Annotated in this window: 9 protein-coding genes; 2 read left to right on the plus strand and 7 right to left on the minus strand. The window is 50.1% G+C overall.

Translation table 11 applies throughout. The annotated features are described in order from the left end of the window. The first annotated feature begins 79 nt into the window (after positions 1–79). Entirely contained in the window at positions 80–2,203 is a 2,124-nt protein-coding gene (locus OIK42_RS05535; protein ID WP_273638979.1) for a methyl-accepting chemotaxis protein, read from the plus strand. A 629-nt stretch (positions 2,204–2,832) separates the two neighbouring features. Here the strand turns inward: OIK42_RS05535 and OIK42_RS05540 are convergent. The 7 genes from OIK42_RS05540 to OIK42_RS05570 all read right to left on the minus strand — a co-directional run bounded on the left by OIK42_RS05540 (position 2,833) and on the right by OIK42_RS05570 (position 17,084). Then, complete coding sequence (locus OIK42_RS05540; RefSeq protein WP_273638980.1) at positions 2,833–3,735, minus strand: aspartyl protease family protein; 903 nt, start codon at positions 3,733–3,735, stop codon at positions 2,833–2,835. A 64-nt stretch (positions 3,736–3,799) separates the two neighbouring features. Next, complete coding sequence (locus OIK42_RS05545) at positions 3,800–9,559, minus strand: tetratricopeptide repeat protein (protein WP_273638981.1); 5,760 nt, start codon at positions 9,557–9,559, stop codon at positions 3,800–3,802. 11 nt (positions 9,560–9,570) lie between these two features. Further along, complete coding sequence (locus OIK42_RS05550) at positions 9,571–11,859, minus strand: VWA domain-containing protein (RefSeq protein ID WP_273638982.1); 2,289 nt, start codon at positions 11,857–11,859, stop codon at positions 9,571–9,573. A 165-nt stretch (positions 11,860–12,024) separates the two neighbouring features. Beyond that, positions 12,025–13,674: a BatA domain-containing protein gene (locus OIK42_RS05555; RefSeq protein ID WP_273638983.1), complete on the minus strand. Its 1,650-nt coding sequence runs from the start codon at positions 13,672–13,674 to the stop codon at positions 12,025–12,027. Beyond that, positions 13,674–14,573 carry a DUF58 domain-containing protein gene (locus OIK42_RS05560; RefSeq protein WP_273638984.1) on the minus strand — a complete coding sequence of 300 codons (900 nt, stop codon included), beginning with the start codon at positions 14,571–14,573 and terminating at the stop codon, positions 13,674–13,676. The genes OIK42_RS05555 and OIK42_RS05560 overlap by 1 nt, the downstream gene beginning before the upstream one ends. 2 nt (positions 14,574–14,575) lie before the next feature. After that, positions 14,576–15,583 carry an AAA family ATPase gene (locus tag OIK42_RS05565; protein ID WP_273638985.1) on the minus strand — a complete coding sequence of 336 codons (1,008 nt, stop codon included), beginning with the start codon at positions 15,581–15,583 and terminating at the stop codon, positions 14,576–14,578. After that, the gene (locus tag OIK42_RS05570) at positions 15,573–17,084 is read right to left on the minus strand and encodes a hypothetical protein (protein WP_273638986.1); all 1,512 of its coding nucleotides are present in this window, start codon (positions 17,082–17,084) and stop codon (positions 15,573–15,575) included. The genes OIK42_RS05565 and OIK42_RS05570 overlap by 11 nt, the downstream gene beginning before the upstream one ends. A gap of 157 nt (positions 17,085–17,241) precedes the next feature. Here OIK42_RS05570 and OIK42_RS05575 point away from each other — a divergent pair, with 157 nt between their 5' ends. After that, the gene (locus OIK42_RS05575) at positions 17,242–20,001 is read left to right on the plus strand and encodes a M16 family metallopeptidase (RefSeq protein ID WP_273638987.1); all 2,760 of its coding nucleotides are present in this window, start codon (positions 17,242–17,244) and stop codon (positions 19,999–20,001) included. The last annotated feature ends 102 nt before the right edge of the window (positions 20,002–20,103 follow it).

The raw sequence follows: 20,103 nt of genomic DNA on the forward strand, positions 1-20,103 counted from the left end.
GCATAGTTGAAAACTGGATAAAGACCCAATCTCATCCATACTAGATTTGCCGTTGGGTGCAATAATAGTGGAAAAGTTAATGAGCATTCTAAAATTTAAAGCGATGCGCAGCCAGATTTCAGTTGTAGCTGGCAGCTGTTTAATTGCTGCTGTAGCAGCGTGTATTTTGTTCGGCATGATGTTCTCACATCAGCTATTCCAATTTAACCGTACAAGCAGCACTGACTTGTTTGAGCGTGAAGTTAAACTGTCACTGAGCAATCAGTTGCTGGTACAGGCAAATGAAATTGAGCAAGCCATTATGCAGTCGCTTGGTGTTGCAAAGGGCTTAGCGGATAGCATGCAATCGTTGGTTGAATCTGATGCTATTAACCAACTGAGTAGAACAGACATTAGTAAATTGGTTTACACAGCAATTGAGAATAACCCCAAGGCTTTAGGCGCCTACATTGTTTGGGAGCCGAATGCCATTGATGGCAAAGATGCAGACTATGCCGGAGAAGGTAAGCATTCTACTGCAGCGGGTCAATTTGGTCCCTATTGGACTCGCAACCAAGCTAATAAGCTAGAGGTAAGGCCTGTTACAACTAAAGATCTATACAGCGAAACAAAAGACGCTCAAGGATTGCGAGTCAATGAGTGGTATTTGTGCCCTCGGGACAAAAGATCCTCATGTGTCATTGATCCTGCGGTATGGAATGTACAGGGAGTACCTACATTAATGAGTTCAATTGTTCATCCGGTAATAGTGAATAAGCAATTTATGGGTGTGGCAGGCGTCGATGTTTCTATGGCTTTCTTAAAAAAGGTACTCGAAGATTTAGACAGCAACTTGTACCAAGGCGCAGGTGAATTACGCATTGTTTCTTATCGTGGTTTTTTGGTTGGGAGTACTGATAACCAGCAAATGGTTGGCAAGCCTCTGGACAACAATGAATGGCAGCTATTGCGACCTCAGATGAAGTCTGAAGCAGGAAGCTTCAACAAACAGGGGGACGATTTTGTTGTAACAGTACCCATGCCACTTAGCGCTTTTGACACACCCTGGTTGTTGGAGTACCGGGTGCCAATATCAACGGCATTAGCGAAGCTGCTCGAACTGAATGACTCACTCGACAGTCGATATAACCAGAGTGTATTTTGGCAGATACTCATTGGCGTGTTGGTTGCGCTGGTTGGTGCTTTTATCCTGTTTGTTGTCGCAGGACGTTTGGCGAAGCCATTACAGCAACTAACCGTTCTGGTAGATAGTTTGGCCCAATCAGAAGGGGATCTTACCAAACGCATTGGTTTAAGACGGCATGATGAAATTGGTCACCTTGCAGCGGCTCTCGACTTGTTTCTGGATAAAACACACCACATAGTGCGTGACACAGCGCAACTGGTAAAACAACTTCAGAATTCTTCTGTAACCAGTGCTGAAATTTCACAACGCACACACCAGGAAGTCGCTTTACAACAACGCTCGATAGAGCAGGTTGCCACTGCAGTAACAGAAATGTCGAGCACCGCGTCAGAGGTTGCGGGTCAGGCTACCTTGACCGCTGAATCGGCCCAATACGCCGCTGACTCCGTCCAGCTAGGAGATCAGGCTGTTTTGGGCACGGCTAACGTTATCGCCGAACTAGCTGAAAGTATGCAAAATGCGGGCACCATGATGAGTGAGCTCGAGAACGCGAGTACCAGTATAAATAGTATCGTTGAGGTCATCCGCAATATCTCTGAACAAACAAACCTGCTCGCACTGAATGCGGCTATCGAAGCAGCAAGAGCCGGAGAGCAAGGGCGGGGCTTTGCGGTGGTCGCTGATGAAGTTCGCAGTCTGGCCTCAAGAACTCAGGCTTCGACAGGTGAGATTCAATCTCTGATTGGTGAGCTAACAGGTAAAACTCAAGCCGTTGTGCGCGCCATGCAACAAAACCAGCAAATGACAGTTGACACCCAGCAGCAGGCCAAAGAAGCGCAACAGAAACTTGATCATGCGATCGGTGAAACTCACCGCATCAGCGATGCTGCAACCCAAATTGCCAGTGCCGCAGAGGAACAAAGTGTTGTTAGTGAAGAGATCAGTAAAAATGTGGTGGAGATTAGTACTGCAGTGACTAGTTTAAGTAAGGCTGCAACGGATGCCGCCGAACAAAGTCAGCTAATTTCAAGTATTGCGAAGGATATCAATACTCAGATGAGTCGCTTTAAATATTAACAATGTGCCGAACGACCAGCTCAATTCGGGCTGGCCATTAAGTTGTATGAATTTGATTCGCAAGGGAAACAGTCGTTTTTTGTTGAGCCGGCGCTCTAGCCAATAAAAAGCGACGGTCAGTGTTGTTGGGCTTGGTGTGTAGTTTTGGTTGCAGTGCTATTACTGCCTGATTTCGCAATCGGTATTAAAATGCACTGCGCTTTACTTATTTTTGCAGTTCAAACATCTCTATCACTTTACTGATTTGTCCCTTGTTGTCAGCCAACCCTGTGTAAGTAAAACTCGTTTGCCCATCCTGTTTATGTATGGGTGGGACAAATAAATAGTAAAGAGTAGCTCTACAGCTAAGGACGGAGCGAGTTCATATTGTGTTGTTTCAATGTTACCTCGATGTCTACAAACTGCGCGTTGACGCCTGTGTTTGTTATCGTGCCTTGTTAGGAGATTACCTTAATATTGAGGTGGGTAAAGCCTGAATTGCCAAAGCGCTTTGCTCAGTGGCAACGCATTTTGTGTATGTGTTGATCTGACGCTAATTAGCGATTGAGTCATAAGTGGCTGGATAGCAGTCCCGGTAAGGAACTGCATTTGCTGTCAACATTATAACAATGCCGCTTATCCGGATGTTTTTACACTGTCGGGGCAATGCTAGCTAAATGCGCCTGTGTTGTTAACTGCGGTAAATAAATAAGGAGTTCCTGCTTTGGAAAGTCGATGGCAAATCCGATGAGGCTATTTAATACATCGACACCCAGAATTAGTGACGGTGCCTGACCATCATTATCGATGGTAAAGCGGATCGGCACCTCACGCATGGTAATACCGCCTAAAGAAATCGTATCAACCGTTGCTTTTTTAATCCTGTTCGTGTCTGTCGTCGCCCCGAGAATCGCGCCATCGTCTGTTAAGTGCGCGTCTGTCGTTTGCCAACCAAGCGCTTTAATTGTGGCAAGATTCGCAATACTGGCTGCAGCACCGGTATCAATTAGTGCCGGGATTTCTACACCGTTCATTTTCACATTAACGTGAATAAGCAGGCTATCATCTTCGATTGCCGGAATAGTAATATAATGACCAGCTACCTCTCCGGATGGGGCTGTTTTCAGTTTGTTCGCTGCAAGATCAAAAATTAAGGCACCGTTTGAAAACAAGTCCATGCCAATGATCCCCGCTGCTTCTGTGGAACCCGTATTCGGCATTGCGAGGAGCCCCACATAGCTGATGTCGAATAGCTTACTTTTAAAAGCATCAACCGGGTAGGCTTGAGCGGCAATGCTCCCGGTAGCGCCAGTAATGGTCAAACCGCTGTCAAAACTCTCCAGCTTCAGACGTTCCGCCAGTGCCGGCATCATCAGGCTCGATTCTGCACCGGTGTCCACCACCATATAGTAAGGCCCCTGACCATTTACTTCGGTCGCAATGACAGGGCGATTACGTGAGTCGTAACGGATCTCCGCTGACTGCGATGCGGTTTCGAGCGCACGTGTGCCTGTCGAAACGGCGAGTAATGTCATTAATAACCACAGTTTCATAACAGTCTCCAATAATTACTATTGGATGACTGTACTTAGTCAAGCTTACCCAGACCTTGCACTATCATGTATCAGTAGAAAGTCTGTTAAGAAGTGACTCTTTGATGCCATCATTTAGTGCTGAAGCTGAAATTGCCGTATGCAGAGTCTGTTTCCAGTCATCCGTCGCATCCTTGATGAGCATGTTAAACCAGGGCACCAGTGAATACTGATCTTTAACCGCTGCTCGGGGGCCATATAAATAACGCAGCAATTCATCAACTTCACGATTAAAGCCGCTGTCATCAGAGCGGGGCGTAGCAGTTTCCAGAGCCAGTATGACTTGTTTAATGGCGGCTCTATCGTCGAGCAGTACGTCACGCTGGTATCTGGCAAGGGCGAAACGTAAAACCGGTGAGCGATCATCACCGTCCCATTCATCACCGGCCCATTGCGCATAGTCCGAAACCGGATTATCTGTTGACGACCCCATTTGACTCCAGGCCATCAGGTTGAATGCCTGCCAGTAGGCTTTCAGTTCCTTTGTATCACCGAAAGCCTGCTGGCTTATTCTAAGTGCTTCTTTCAGGTAAGTGGCTGCCAGTGTTCTATTTTTCCAGCGAACGAGTTGTGCAACGATATCGGACAAAGTTGGCGCATTGAAACGGTTTTGTACTATTCGGGTTTGCATCGTCAGTGTTGGGTAATTCATCTGCCAAACCGCGGCAACCAGAAGTTCGCCAGCGTCATGATAGAGCCCTGAACGGGAGAATACGTCCGCGAGGCCCAGGCGCAAATAAACCGAGGCATTCTGCATCGCAGCGGTGTGCTTCCGGAGTAAACCAAGTGCCTCAGCACTCACCGTAACATTGCTAAGTGGTAATGCTGTGACTAACAGCTGGAGGCTATGAGGCGTAAAATCGGGCTCGGCGAGCCGGGCCAGCAGTCCGGAGACTTTTTTATCCAGATTGCCTTGCTTTAACCACCCTGTGGCGATAAGTGTATAAAGCCTTTGCATCGTTCTTCTGCGTTCAGCAGGAAGCGCTGTCAGCCAATTGTTAAACATGTCCGTGGCTGACGGTGTCGCTGCAATGTCAGCCAGAAAGTCTTCACCGATGGTTGCATCGGATAAAGGTAGCCCTTGCTTGTCATAAATCTCATGTATCAGCTGTTCTCTGCTAAGCAGCTTGCCGTCTAATTGCTTACCCCCTTCAATGCCGCTTCGCCAAAGCGTATTGAGTTGACGAGTGCCCTCATGGTGGTCTTGTCTAAACGTATTCACAATGCCGGTTATATCGGGTTCGGATACTCTTTGCGGCGTTGCGACCAGTTCGCCGCCCCGCCGTGCTTTTAATGCTTTCACCATTTCATCTGCAGGATAAAGGCGTGCATATTCGGCAAAAATTAAGCTGTACAACGATGTCAGGCTAGTATCCTGAGCCCCTGATGATAAAGATTTATTCAGCCAGCTCACCAGGGAGTCAATGTCGGTGATCGCGGTGCCAACCGGCTCAGCCTGTTGGCTGTCTTTCGCATGATTTAGCTGGTGCAGAAAATAAAGCAGATGCAGATTGTCGGTGCTCGCATCAGCGTTCAGCTTGGCAGCAACAACAGACTCAAGGGCATCAAAGTGACGTTCCCGCCACAGCAGGTTTGTCAGGCGATTGAAAATGCGTTCATCAGCCGGGAGACGTTCATGCAGGGTGTACAGAAGATCTATCTGCGAGCGGATGCTCTGTTCGGTGGGAATTATCGTGTTAATAAAAAACTGCGCATCTTCCGGTGTTATCCGGTCATTCGCAAAAAAGCGGGTAACGTATGACCGACGCTCGTCCTTGAAATATTGCTGAGTGACCTTGGCAAAGACGTTAACATCAATGCCTGCCTTACTTAATTGCAGCAGAGCCGTAAATGCTTTTGTCATATTCCCCGTGTAAAAGGCCTTAAGGAAATGCGGTAACTGTTGGCACTGGGCTGATATACCAGCAATGGCGTTAGCCTCAGACAAGATTATCTGCTGATTTTCATCAGCCGCATTAAGCAGCATCAGTTTCGGGGCCATCGCAGAGCAGATGGGTTGGTGGTTACCGTTAGTTGTCACATAGCTGTGCAGCAATTCTGCCACGTGTTCACTGTGTGCCTTTGAAACGGGCGTGTCGAATACCCGTTGTACAATGTCATCTCTGATCGGTACGAATGTGCCGGTAACCTTATAGTTTCGCTCAGTTTTTTGCCAAAGTGCAAGTAACTCAGAGGGAGCAAGCTTACTGAACAGCAGCGCACTAAACGCATCATCCTGAATCAAATAAGGCATGCCGGGCAGAGGCGGCGTACTGATATGTTGCATGGCGAGCGAAACAAATTCACTATCCGACAGCAAGGGCACCGCGAGTTTGTCTTGGAGCTTACGGAAAGTCTCTGGCAAATACCGTTGCAGCTGCAACATCAGCAGTTTTGGGTTGGGAACATTAGAGACTACCGACCAAAAAGTGCTGCTAAACGTGCCGCGGGGCATTTTATCGATAGCATTAAGCAGTAAATCAAAATAGTTGCCCCCGGTTAGCGGGGTGAAATCACCATCCGCTCTTATTGTGGCAGTCAGCGATGCCGCCAGGTCTGTTACTAACTCCCAGTCTTCACTGTCAAACGCGAGTGCCAGAGTGAGTTTGACATTGTTTTCCGCCCGAGCCTGCCTGTTAAGATCCGCTATGGGATTGATTAAGTCTTTGCTGTTGTGCTCAGGTAAATCCGCAAAAACCGGGGTAAAATCTGCAAACCTGGACGTTAGTTTTGTAGTAGCGCTTTGCCACTGCGGCCAAAGGTGCCGGGAGAGGGCAATCCGCTGCATCAAGTCGGTAATCATAGTGATACGCGGATAAGCGCTCATAACATCGACGGACTGACCTGGTTGATGCATATTATCGAAAGACCACTGCAGCATTGATTGTAATGCCGACATGACCTTCGGTGCCTGCTCATCGCTCAATGTTAGCAACAGCCCTTCCGACAATGTGGCGTAATATTTATAACTGTCAGACGTGCGCTGCATTGCGAAATCTGGCTGATAGTTTGGCGCCTGACCAATGAGTTGCTTTAGCCCTTGCCAGTACCAGTATTCGGCCATCGCTTTTTCGTCGAACTGCTCCTGCAAAATGGCCGTTTTTCGCAAGAGTTCTAAATTGGTTTGATCAACCAGTAGTGCTTGTTTGAAATACGTGAGTGCCGCGCGGTCCAGATGCTGACTGGCATAGGCGTCGCCTTTCAGCTGTTTGACATTCAGAATGCCGGGTATCTCTGTCATTAACGAAAAGGCATGTTCTGCACTCTGCACATCCCCATCGGCAAGCAGGGAACGGCCAAGATCGGCATACAATGCCGGTGGGAAGTCATATTGCAGTGCCAGCAGTCGCCGGCCATATTTTAATTTCTTTTGCTCATTGCCAATTGTCGGACCGTGAGACTGGCTGCTTGAAGCCTTGCCGCTGAATTGCGAAATCATGCCCCTGAGTAACGTTGCACGTTGTGTATCCGAGCTGGCAAGAAGCAAATTGTTGATACGTTCGGCAGTATCAAATTCGCCCTGACTTTGCATAATATCTGACAACACGATAAGGGATGAAACGCCAGACTCTGACAACGCCAGGCGTGTTAACAACTGCCGGGTTAACCAGTTTAGGGTGTTCACTTTAAGGGCGGGTGGTAAGTTATCGTTGCGAGAGCCAGGTGCAGCATCAAACAGGTTGAGTAAGCCGTCGATCGCTGTTATGTATGCCGAATCAGTTTTAGCGGTAACGAGGCAGGTTTGCAGTAACCTGACAGCCTGTTCAAACCGGCCTGTATTTTTGTAAAGCTCCACCAGCTGTAACAGGGCATCCGGGTTTGCATTGCTTTCGATAGCTTTTCTGTACTCTGACATCGCCTGTTCGGGCAACCCTGCCATGGAATAGATGCTGGCCACGAAAGCATGATCATCCGAATGTCCATTTTCGGTTAGCGTGGCGAGAAGGTTGTTGACCTGCGCCAGTCGGTGTTGCTGAGGGGAGGTACCAGCATCGCTGTCGGCCTCAAACGTATTATGGCGTAAACTATTCAACGTGATTTGCTGCCAGTATTGCGATGCTTTACCGGGATTCAGTACTGCCAGTTGTTTCCAGACTTCATTGAGTTTGATGTATTGTCGACTGCGTCCAAACAGGCTGGCAAGCAATTCAAGACGTTGCGTTTCGGGCACTGTCTTATTGGTTGCATATTGATTGATGGCAGCTTCGGCTTTATCTATGTGGCTGTCGGCCAGGTACAAGGCGATAAGCAGGTTTAACTCATGGGCACCCAGCGAACCGGCTTTCAACTGCTGTTCCAGTTTCACAATCTTGTTACGCAATGCGCCGGCTTTCTGGGTCGCTTTAACTAGCAGATTTTCAAGATAAAACTTACGGGCTGGCAGGGTTGCCTGTTGCCACAACGCCTCCCACTCCGCCACAGCTAAATCTTCCCGTCCGGCAGCTATGGCCAGTTCGGCAAGATGCAGCCGCTGATCATAAGAGAGCTGACCGCCGGCTTCTTTATAGTCGAGCAGAACCTGCAGTGCCTGACCAGCCTCGTTTAGCTGCTCCAGGGCATTAACGATGAGCAGTCGCGATGGGCTCTGTTGCTGAACCGTGGCGTTTAGTTGCGCCAACGTTATCCGGGCTGCCGCCTCATCGCCTGTTTCGAGGTAGGTGTTAAACACAAAATAATTTATCTCGGGATCGGATTGGGCGCCGGTGATCCGGGTGGTTACCATGCGTATGGCATCATCGCGCATGTTCATCGCAATCATCCGTCGCGCGGCACCTAAAAGTGCCTGTTTATCCTCTGCGTTCGCGCTACCGAAATCCTCAAATACCTGCTTCGCAGCCGCAATCGCGCCCTGATTTATCAGTTGAGCCGCAAGCCCGTAATAGCCTTCAGGTGCGTTTGGGTTTTCCTCTATCTGTTGACGATAATATGCCGTCAATCCATCCTGATTACCTGAAAGGGCTAACAGCGAGGCTTGGCGTGAGCGGATAGCTGGTAAATGGCTGGTTTCAGTCAGTGTCAGCGCGTCATTGAACTTGCCTGCTTGGAGCAGGAAATCCAGATAGAGAGGCGTGATAAAGGGATCGTTGTGATATTCTGACAGCGACGTTAATACCGCCTCTGTTCGACCATTTTGTCTTACCGCCTCAGCGTAGAGTGCCAGAGCATAGCGTTTATCAGAGTTGCGCTGGGCCAGTGTAAAACCGGTCCAGGCCGCCTGTTCTGCCCTAAGGTTCTCGCCGGTTTCGAGCAACCAACTTGCCAGTGTTAGCTGCGTGGATACCGATTTCTGGGCAGTGCTGTCCAGGATCGCCATTGCCGGCGTAATGCCAGATTGAATACTGACCACCTGCGCAATGTTCGCTGCCAGACGTGGATGCTGACCGGCAAGCCGTGTTAGGGCGGCAGGGTTATCTTGCAGCAGCGCAAGCCGCACGTCGATACGTCGTTTTTCAGTATCGCTCAACGCATCACTGGCAGACAGGTCGGCGTAAATTTTTATCGCGCCAGGCAAATCTCCCAACGCCTCGAAAGCTTCTGCGGTAAGCACATCAGGGGGGTTTTGTTGCGTCAATGCCGCGTTGACTGCTTGCAGGTTACCTTCCTCCCATGCCGACAGCACGCTGTGCCGGGCAGAAGCACGCAGAGATTGCCTTGGCGTCAAAGCGCTATTGACTGAGACTTGCGTCGAGCCCGACGTATCCGTCTTTACCGGCATCGCATTCAGCGGCATGGAGCACCCTGCTACAAAGAGGGCCAGTGCAATGGGCTTTAATCGAAATTTCATACTACATTCCTTCAAAAGCGCGTTTTGCGGCGTGATGGCCACCGGCGATAAATGGTTTCTGACAGATAAAGCATCAGCGCCAATGCCAGTGTAAACGGCATCAGTGCCAATGCTTCGGGGTAGGCTTTAGCCGCTGAAGCAGACGGTTTCAGATCCGACTCGGGGCGTAAACGTTGTCCGCCGGAGCCATTCACGACCTGCGCCAGTCGTTGTGTAAACACCGCATCGTGCTGAAATTCGGGACGAAGGTCGCTGTGCGATGGCAATGCTGAAAAATAGTCCTGGTCTGACGTGGTGACGTTTATTTGAGCGGCTTCATCCCGTGGCAGGGGAATTTTACCGGTATACAAGCCTGGTGCCCTGAGACGAAGCGAGCCCTGCTGCCAGTTGTTTTCGTGCGGCCGTTTCCATTGCAAATACGGGCTGTGACTGTCTATTGTACTGAAGTGTACATCGATGTGATCAGATGTGCGGGTCGTTGTAAGGACAGATTTTTGGGCCAGTGCCGCGAGCGAGGCAACGACATCCCCCATTTTTTGACCATATTCAGCGTTATTCGCCCAGCTAACGGTCCCTTTTCCAAATAGCTCGGTCATCAGTGCAGAGACTTTACCCGCGCCTGGTTGCCAAGAGGCAAGCAGCACATCCTCACTGTTGTCGATGGTCCATTGAGCAATCGCTGTCGGCTTTAATGGTGCGGCAGTGTAACCTTGCAGTAGCGCCGGGAAAGGACGCGCTGTCGTGGTATCGCGAACCGTAAACTGACCTTCTTTATACGCGGATGCCGGTATTTTGTCGGTGCGCCGAAAATTAAGTTCAACCATGCTGAACTCATTGTTAACGGCATAGAAACGCCCTTTTCCCCAGTTTGCCAGATTTGCCATCTTTTCTTCACCGGAGGCATTTTCTCCGACCAGAACCGTAGAAACATTAATCTGATCTGAAGCGATATACTGCAACAGCTTCTGGTAGTTTTGTTCTTCGACGGCCGCATCGGTAATAAGCAGAATATGACGGTATTTATTGTGACTGTTTTTGAGTCCGAAATAGGCTTCCTCAATGGCTGGAAACAACTCACTGCTGCCCTGAGCTTGCAGTTTACCGATCGCACGTTCAAGTGATTCAATATCCTGCACCGGCTGCACGGGGACTGCCCATTGGCGGGTGCCATAGAATTCTACAATGCCTGCCTGATCCTGTGGTTTAAGTTTTCTTACTGCCAGACGGGCAACCTGCTTGGCCAGCGCTAAGGGTTGTCCTTGCATGGAACCTGAGCTGTCGATGATGATAGCCAGCGAGATGCCAGGTTCTCGTTTTGTTTCGGTATTATCAATAGTTACCGGCAGTAAATCAGCTAACGGACTGCCCGCCAGGCCATTGGTAGAAAAAGCCTGTTCGCTGCCGGTATAGAGTAGCCCGGTACCCTTGTTTATGGCCTCCACCAGAGAACGTTGTACCGGTGCGGGCAGTGCAGAGCGACTGGCATTATTCAGTACCACGGCTTCAAAGCGGCTAAAATCCATGGTATCGGTCCAGGGAAACGGCGCCACAGATACCCTGAAGGCTTTACCTAACAATGACTGCAGGTGTTCACCATCGGCGTCATTATCTGTTCCTATCAGAACCGGTATCGGTGACTGCGCAGTAAGCATCAGGGATCTGCTGTCCACGATCTGTTTATTGCTGTTGGTCAGCTCAACAACCCAGGTTGAAAAGGGTGTATCAGTAGCGGGCAACTTAATGACCGGTGAATACAGGTTGTTGTCAGAGGCGTTGCCGAGTTGGGTGGTAAGGACTTCGCCGCTTTTTTCCGATGTCAGCCTTACCGTCAGTGACGCTGCTTCACTGGCTCGTGCGATAACATTGATGCTTACCTCTGGAGACTGACCCGGAAAAAAAGGCGCATAGGGCATGTTCTGAATCGTTGGCCGGGGGGCAACAGGGATTGTCTTTACCCAGTTCAGGGCAACATCACGGGCTTGCAGCGCGGCCATTACCGGCTCCCAGTGATCATCAATGGCGTAACCATCGCTGAACAGCGTAATAATACCGCTTTTGCCATAGGGCACAGAGGCCAGAGCCATCATCACTGCGCGGGTCAGGGAATAGGACGGCATCACCACAGTAATTCTGTTGTCGAACGGCGTAGCGTTTCTGCCAAGCACGATGACATCAGCATTGCTGTCGTCAATCCCATGCAAAAATTGCCTTGCCTGCTCGGCTACGTCCTGCGTAGGGGAGTCACCCATACTCGGACTTTTATCCACAATGACAACCTGGTGTACCGCGTCAGATTTCATTAAAACAACCGGTTCCATCAAGGCTACCGAGACACATAGCATCAAAAGGCAACGCAGAAGAGGCAGTGCCCGGCTGCTCCCTTGGCGAAAATACCAGACAACAGGAAGAAGTAGTAACAACGCCACATAGGCAGGCTGTAGAAATGAAATACTCATGGTGTGCTCCTAAACCCAGCGACCGCGCTGAATCATCAGCCATTCAACGAACAATAAGCCTAAGACTGTCAGAAGCATCAGTGTCAGCCAGGGAAAAGCGGATTCGGGGGCTTCCATCGCGGATGGTGATGTCTGGCGCGCTTTCGCCACCTGTTCGGATACAAAAGGTGATTGTAGAGAGGCCGTGAGTGTGAGGTTGCCGTTATCGTTCAACGCTCCACCATAGAGCGGATAATGGCTGACCGAATCGCGTCCTGATACAGCGTAATCTGGTGGCGTCGGTGCAGTTTCACCAATCGCCAGATAGGGAGGCACAACGGCGAAATCTGCCAGCCAGTTGATGGCTGTGGATAACAGTAGCAGCGGGTCTGTACGTTGATTGTCGACTAACGTCCCAAGTTGTTCCATGGGCAAGCTGACCGCCTTGGACTGCGCCAACGCAACGTTCAGAATCGGCATCTCAGAGGTGGGTGTTTGCAGCGGCCAATGATTAGCCTGCCAATAATGCCGCAGCAGCTTTTCATCCTGCGGATGCGGCGTAAAAAAGGTGACAGCATTGGTGCTGTTATCGGCGTACACAGTGGCGCCAGTATCAGGACAGGTGGTGTCTTGGCTGGCACAAATGCTGACAATAGCCTTATCAGGATCAACCGTTAATTGCGGATTGGCACTGACGAATTGCAATACCCATTCTGGTAAACCGCTTTGTAACGCGACGAATATCCGGGACTGAGCGGGCAGTGTAATTGATGCGATATCATCCGCGTTAAAGTCGTCTGAATGATTAATCGAGACTGTCAGGCGTTGCGGTTGCTCTGAAAGCGCGATGTCCGAAATGATAAACTGGTTATCCGGCAGGGCACTGATACGGGATGCCTCGAGCAGGTTGTCGTTCAATGTGACTGAAAAGTCGGCAGGCGTAAAGCGCTTGCCAGAGGTGCTCAACAGCGTAAATGCCACCCGTGCAACCTGTTGGGCGTTGTTCATGTAGCGTTGTTGTCCGATGGCGGTAATACCTGCGTTTGCTGAGATTGCGGCAGAAACATAATCTTTTTGAATGACCATACCTTCAGGTGCAACATCGTTCTCAAATGCCGGGCCGTAATAGTGAACAATCACGCGCCGCCCGTTATATAACTCAGGCAGCTGTTCGAGCCAGTCTGGGAATGCTGAAACATGAGAAGATGCACGGACTTTGTTGAACGATGTTGCCAGTACGGCGCTTGACGTATCGGTTGTTAGTATTCTTGCCGGGACAGCGTCACCAATCCATAGCTCCCGGTTTAACGACGACACAGAGGCGAGATTAGCCTTAAGCTGTGCTTTGGCGTCTGCCATGTTGTCACCGGCGTGCATGGCAACTGAAGTATCTAAGTAGTAAACATGCAGCGTCTCGCTGTTATCGGCGAATCTGATTCCGCTGATTGCCAGCCATAATAACAAGGCAATCAGTAAGGCCACCAGAAAACTTAGCCAGTGCCTGAAGCGCTGCCAGAGTGTATTGGCCGACGCTTGCTGCAGTGCTTCCTGCCATAATTGCACTGAAGCGACCCGCATAACTACTGGCCGGGCTTTCAGGTGTTGTAATGCGACAAGCAGTGCAATAAGTGAAAACGCGCCAGCCAGCACCAACCACCATGGCAAGTTAACAAAACTCATCAGGCTACCATCCCTTTTTCAAACAGTGCACTAAGCTGCGCGAGAATGGCGTCACTGGCATTGAGCTGCAACAAACCCGTACCGGTATCACTAGCATATTGGGAGAGCTGTTGATTAAATTGCTGATACACCTCGGTGTAGGCCTTGATGACGGCGGGAGAAAGTTGTAAATCAACCGTTGCCGCCGACTCCGCGTCTTCAAAGCGCACATCACTGCTTGCCTGCAAGCGGCTGGGATCTGCATCCCAAGGCTGAGTAACCTGTATGAGCAGTTGGTTATGATGAACCTGAGACAGGGCATCAATAACAGCATCAATACCGCGATTATTAAAAAAATCCGAAATCACCACCACCAGTCCTTTACGCAGCGGGTAACCCGCAAACTCAGTGAGTGCGGCGGTGATGTCTGAATCATTTATCGGCTGATGATGTTGTAGCTGTTCTGCCAGTGTAAACAACTGATGTTTGCCAGACAGGGTTTTAAACTGGTTGTTCAGTTTCGCAGCGAAAGGGAATAAACGTACGGCATCCTGTTGCTGCAATGCAATAGCGCCCAGCGCGAGGGCGCAGCGTTGCGCTGCGCTGAATCGTGACGGCGTTTCACAGAACAGGCTGGCAGAATGATCCAGCAGAATGTAAACCGGCAGATTTTGCTGTTCTTCAAATACCCTGACGAACAGGCGTCCCAGTCGTTGATAAATGTGCCAGTCGATTGCCCGGAGTTCATCACCGGCAACATACGGTTTGTAATCCGCGAATTCAAGACCTTGCCCCTTAGCGTTGGCTTTCTGCTCAGCCAGCCTTCCGCCTTTGCCGGCCTGGGCTATACGGAGACTGAACTGATGAACCTGTTCAATCAGCTCAGCGTCTATAAGCGGATGTATCGCATCACCTGACATACTCAAAAACCAGTTAGCAGATTTTTGATCAGGGTATCAGCTGACTGACCCGTTGCCTGTGCTTTAAAATTCAATACCATGCGGTGACGCAAAACAGGTATCGCAATTTTTCTGATATCTTTTTCAATGACTTCAAAACGGTTATCCAGCAGGGCTATGACCTTGGCGGCCAGCATCAGGCTCTGGATCCCGCGGGGAGAAGCGCCCAGACTGACAAATTCATTCACAGACGATGAAGCGTACTGACTGTGTGGCTGCGTGCCCATAACCAGTTTTATTGCAAAGGCTTTGGCCGCTTCAGAGACCTGTACATTGCGCACAATGGTGCGCATGCGGATAAGTTCTGCTCGGTTTGATACAGCCTTAAGTTCAATGTTGGCGCCGCTGGTGGTTCTGTCGATAATCGTGTGATAGTCCTGTTCGGTAGGGTAGCCCACCTCTAGCTTAACCAAAAAACGGTCGAGCTGGGCTTCCGGCAACGGATAAGTGCCTTCCTGATCAACCGGGTTCTGGGTTGCCATAACGCAAAATGGTTCATCGAGCTTAATTGTTCGTTTACCCACGGTGACCTGTTTTTCCTGCATGACTTCAAGCAGGGCCGATTGGGTTTTAGGCGTTGCGCGGTTAATTTCGTCAGCGAGAACCAGGTTTGAAACAATCGGGCCAGGCTGGAAAGTCAGATCGTGACCGCCGTTTTCATTTTCCAGTAACACCGATGCGCCCTGAATATCTGCGGGCATCATGTCTGGTGTGAACTGAATACGGGAGAACGGTAAATCCACTGAACGGCTGATTGCGCTCACCAGCATGGTTTTGCCCAGACCGGGTACGCCTTCAAGCAGCACGTGACCGCCAGCACACAGGGCGGTCAGTACACCTTCGACAACCGCTTGCTGACCGACAATCATCTTGCCGATTTCGTCTTTTATCGCCGTAAAGGTGTCGCAAAAAAACTCAATATTTTGCCCTGTCTCGTTGGCAGTCGGGGTATTGTTGGCGCTAATTGTCATTGGCGTTCTCGTTATGTGGTGAAATCTGATGCTGTTGCCGGAAAAAATTGCTGAGCAACTGTTTTTCCCAAAACTGTGTTGGTGGCTTCTGGTTTACTGGCGCTGACTGCATTGTTTGTCCCCGCAACGCCGACTGTTCTGTGATTGCAGTCTGCTCTTCAGACGGCTGTTGCTCGGGGGATGACTTGTCGCGACCGGGCCCCGGCGTGCCAATAAACTGATCTTCCATCGGTACAGCCAGCATCAGTTGATTGATACCTCTGGACGTTTTCCTGGCTTCATCGCCCTGCGAGTTGTTGTTCTGACTGCTGTTGTTTTGTTGAGAGCCTGAAGATTGTTGCTGACCTGCTTTTTTACTGTTGTTCGGCTTTTTAGCATTCCTCTGCGCTTGTTGCGGACCAGAAGGTAGCGCAGGCGGTTGGCCGACCGGTCTTTGCTGTTCATCCCGCTGAGCAGAATGGTTATCCGTTGACGCCTGGGTGTTATCGCTGGCTTGAACCGTATCGGCTTGCTGATTTTCCTGCTGTGGGCCAACCTGGGCGCTGGCAGACGGGCTGCCTGTGTCTGTCTTTGCATTGGCTGAGCGTGTAGCTGAACCTGGCGGCGGTGGCTGTTTGTCGGTGTCTGGCTGCGTTGCGTTGTTAAATGCCTTTGTTGATTTTGCTCCTTCAGTCGCGGCACCTGCGGTATTTGAGGTTGCTCCGGTTTCTGCCGCACCTTCGGATTTTGTTGCCGTGGTCGTCTGACCAGGAGTGGCAGTAGCGGGTGCTTGTTGGTTTGGTCGTCCCCCGGCATTTTCTGGCCGGGAGTTAGCGAACATCTGAGCTGTGGTCGTGCTATCTGCCATATCAGTGGTCGCGACATCCTGTAACAGGTTGTCCTGCGGTACCTGTTGGTCAGATGCGCCGAAAACGGCCTCAGTGTTCAGTACTGCGCCAATCAGTAAAAGCACGGCAGTAAGAATAGCCAGACCATTGATGATCAATTGTTTTGTTGTCAGTGAGGGCGGCGCCACCGGAAAGGGAACCAATTCGTATGCTAAGGCGCGCGGTACCGACGCACTACAACTGGCAAGCGCAGCGAGCTCAAAGTCTGTTGGGGCGGAAAGCTGGCGAAATTCGTCCGCTATCTGTAAATCATCGTTTAACCCCAGTTGCTTGTCGTATAACGCCAGGGACTCCTTTCTTGACGTTTGGGTCGTCGCGCTAACCACTCGCAGTGTCAGTGAGTAGACCAATACAGGTACTACAATAATGCTGCACGCAAGCATCGTGATTGCCGTTGTCACCGACGGAGCGGCTAAATACACCTGCAGCAAACCTACGAGCGGTGACACCCAGAGTGCCCGACAGGCATTGTTGAGCGCTTTCTGACGATTGCAGTCTACCGCGGCCCGGCGAAAAAACGCCGCACCTTTCTGAGCGAGCAGATTAAGTTGTAGCTCTGTTTGAGATGCGTTTATTGGTTGCAATTCCCAGCCCGTGTGACGTGTAGAGTCCATGTTTCTATTTCACAACAACAAACTTGCACCAACCTTACAGACTACCCGTAAAACGGCATTTTCGCACCATTTTTACACAGTTTCATTGAGTAAGACTCGTGCAAGGTTGATATGCATTAATGGCATGAAGCCGGTAAGTTGTTCAGGAGAAAAAGGTTTGTTCAAGAGTAAGAAAATCCCCATGGCTATTATGCTGGGAGCCCTGTTTTCGGTTGCCGGGTGCAGCAACGCTTCACTCGTTCCGCAAGTTCAGGCGACGCCAGCTTTCAACGCCGTCGATATCCAGTACGAGAGATTCACCTTAGCCAATGGACTGACGGTTCTGGTGCACACCGATCACAGTGTGCCGAATGTCTTTGTCGGCGTCTGGTACAAAGTAGGTTCGAAGAATGAAGCTGAAGGTAAAACAGGGTTTGCCCATCTTTTTGAACACCTTATGTTTCAGGACACTATTCACCGTCAGGGCGAATACTTTGTCCCTCTTGAACAGGTTGGGGCGGTAGACATTAACGGTACAACCAATATGGACCGGACCAATTTTTATCAGACTGTCCCCTCTAACGCTATTGATGTAGCGCTATGGATGGAATCGGATCGAATGGCGTATCTTGGCGATAGCGTCGATCAGCGGTTTCTGGATGAGCAGCGGGCGGTGGTAAAGAATGAAAAGCGTCAGGGCCAGTTGCGGCCAGGCGCCAATGTTTACGAACGCTTTCTGGAGAACTTTTACCCTCAGGGACATCCTTATGACCACAGCACCATCGGTTCGATGGCGGATCTGGATAATGCAACCTTGCAGGATGTGACGGACTGGTATGAACAGGCTTATGGCGCATCGAATGCCGTGCTGGTTTTATCCGGTGACATCGATCTGGAAACAGCCAGACAGAAAGTCAGTTATTACTTTGGCGATGTTCCCGCCGGTGAACCCATGGATAAGATTGAACAGTGGATCCCGGAACTGACGTCGGTAAAGAAAGATGTTATTTACGATAAAGTACCCACCGTGAATCTTAGCCGTATCTGGCCTTTGCCAAATAATAATAGTCAGGATACCACCATCATGGAGTTGGTCGCCCGCAGCCTTGCGGGAGGGAAAAATACCCCGCTTTACGATTTACTGGTTGATGAAAATGACATTGCTCTGGGCGTGCGTGCACATGTGCAGGCCAATGATGTTTCCAGTACTTTCTCACTGGATATTGCACTGAAACCAGATGCAGATATCAAACTGGCCAATCAGTTGATTGATGATGGACTGGCTGAATATTTTCGTCGTGGTCCCGGGCAGGAGAAGCTCGATGGGATTGGTCTGGCTGGCGAGATTGCGTTGCTTCGTTCGATGCAAAGTAACCAGGCAATAGGCACTCACCTGATCGACGGTGAGGTTCATCATAACAATCCGTTGTTTTTAAACAAACAACGCAGTTGGATCCATGAGGCCACTCCTGAACAGGTCAGAAAAACGGCACAAAAGTGGCTGGGCAAACCTTACTATGATATTCAACTGCTTCCTCAGCCGGATGTAAAAGACATCAAAGCGAAGGTCGATCGCACAACGATACCATCCGCCGGCGAATTTACCGGTAAAGTATCGTTGCGAGAGATTCAGACTGCCATGCTGGACAACGGCCTCAAAATTGTGGTCGCCCGGCGTGACAATCTGCCGCTGGTGGATGTATCCATGCAGTTCAGCACTGGGTCTTTAGTGGACAACCAGTATGCGCCGGATACAGCAAGCAATGCTTTTAGGCTGATGACAACCGGCACGGAGCAATACTCCATGGCAGAGTTATCCCGCAAGCTGGATGCACTGGGAATGCAGTTTAACAGTGGTGCTGGTACGCGTGAAAGTGGCGTTAGTTGGAATGGCTTGAGTGAAAACCTGGATGCAACCTTTGCGCTGGCCGCACACATCATCCGCCATCCAGCTTACCCGGAAGCAGAAGTTAGAAAAGTCCTGCAAAATATTGATACCGCACATGAAGCCTATGAACAGAACCCGATGCAGGCCGCCTCAGAGGTCTATTCGAAGGCGATTTGGGGAAGCACTCATCCATTTGGCAAAATCACCAGCCGCGAAGAAGCGAAAACCCTTAGCCGCGAAATGATTCAGTCTTTCTATGAGCATGAGGTTGGTCCTGAAGGGGCAACGCTGTACCTGGTGGGCGATGTAACACTTGAGACAGCAGAGAAACTGGCGAATGCCTATTTTGCTGACTGGCGAAAATCCTCACGTACAAAAGTGCCTGAGATCGCTCCCCCTGTTAGTCAGACCGGTAAGGTGATATTGATTGATGCGCCCGGAGCCGTTCAAAGCAGTATCAGTGCCGGTCATATTGTGGGTAAATTTAACCAGGACAGTTCGGCCATTGAGTCTCTAATGGATGCGGTGCTCGGCGCTGGTTTTAACAGCCGTTTGAATATGAACTTGCGCGAAGACAAAGGTTGGGCCTACGGATTCCGAGGTGGGATCAATAACGCGCCAGACAGGCCTCGCGTATTTACCGCTAGCGGCACAGTGCAAGCTGATAAAACGGCCGCATCCATGCTGGAGATCCAGAAAGAAATCAGTGCTTATATTAGTGATAAACCGGTCTCGCCAGCAGAGTTAGAACGTGTTCGGGATGCAGCCGTGTATTCGATTCCACAAGGCTTTAATAGTAATGGCGCCATTCTGAAAACACTGATTAATGCAGATCTGTATCACTTACCTTACCGACGGGTAGAGACTGCTGCTGAGCGTTTGTTGGCGGTAACCGCTGACCAGATTACATCCCTGGCCAATAAAACCTATCGTCCGGATGATCTGGTGTGGGTGGTCGTCGGTGATCTTAAAAAAATAGAGCAGGATATTCGCGATACACACCTCGGCGACGTGGAAGTGTGGGATGTTTACGGCAACAAATTACGTTAAACCAACTGGTTTTTAGTGTCACCCTGACCTTTGGCCCGGCTTCTTAACGAACCGGGCTTTTTTACAGGCTCATTGCCTTTTTTAATCGTTAATAGAAGCAAT

The sequence above is a fragment of the Alteromonas gilva genome, assembly GCF_028595265.1.
Classification (GTDB): domain Bacteria; phylum Pseudomonadota; class Gammaproteobacteria; order Enterobacterales; family Alteromonadaceae; genus Alteromonas; species Alteromonas gilva.